Raw genomic sequence first — 1,033 nt, forward strand, 5'->3', positions numbered from 1 at the left:
GTAGCGTCGATAGCCCGGATGGCAATAAAACCATTACCGTTCCCCTGCCCCGTCAGGCTGTGGAACTGCTGCGGGAAATCGAGCCCATCACCGGACGCCAGGAGTACATCTTTCCCGGCACCCGCGACCGTAAAAAGCATCTGGGTGCCAACACCCTGTCTTCCGCATTGAGAAAAGTCACCCGCAGTACACCGGTTTCCACCGACAACCTGCGCACTCTGGCCGCCACCGCACTGGGCGAACTGGGCTATCAGGCAGAGCAGATCCAGTCACAGCTGCTCAACCAGAGCGGCGAGGAACCCACCGACCGGCAAGCCTACCAGGATAAACGCCGGGAAATGCTGCAGGCCTGGGCGGACTATCTGGACAACACCGCCATCGGCAAGGTCACCCGGCCGCGCAGACTCTGATACCCTGTGGGCAGCCACATTCACTGCTACCCTTCAGGATATTGCATGCCCAGCCCGTTCGGCTTTCGTTTCGACAACACCTACCGCCGCCTGCCAGAGCCCCTGTTTTCAGATTGCTCGCCGCAACCGGTCAGCTCACCGGCCTTTGCCCTGTTTAACGATGCGCTGGCCAGAGAGCTGGGGCTCGATAACGAGGCCCTGTCGACACACCCCGAATTTTTCAGTGGCAATACATTACTGGAGGGCAGCGAGCCCATTGCCCAGGCGTATGCGGGCCACCAGTTTGGCAACCTGACCATGCTCGGCGACGGCCGCGCCACCCTGCTGGGGGAGCATGTTGGTAACAGCGGGCAACGCTACGACATCCAGCTTAAAGGCGCCGGGCGCACCCCCTTTTCCCGGGGTGGCGACGGGCGCGCGGCCCTTGGCCCCATGTTGCGCGAATACATCATCAGTGAAGCGCTGCACGCCCTGAACATCCCCACCACTCGCAGCCTTGCCGTCACTCGAACCGGCGACAGGGTGCACCGGGACAGACTGCTTCCCGGCGCCATTCTCACCCGAGTGGCCACTTCCCATATCCGTGTGGGTACCTTCCAATACGCCGCCGGGCAACAGGATCC

General features: G+C 62.1%; 2 protein-coding genes. Both read left to right on the plus strand.

The window, feature by feature from the left end; translation table 11 throughout:
- Nucleotides 1–410: tyrosine-type recombinase/integrase (locus A3730_RS13920; RefSeq protein ID WP_156501208.1), on the plus strand; the 410-nt coding region annotated here is incomplete at its 5' end.
- A gap of 45 nt (nt 411–455) precedes the next feature.
- Nucleotides 456–1,033: protein adenylyltransferase SelO family protein (locus A3730_RS13925; protein WP_197477483.1), on the plus strand; the 578-nt coding region annotated here is incomplete at its 3' end.

Source organism: Alcanivorax sp. HI0044, from assembly GCF_001634945.1.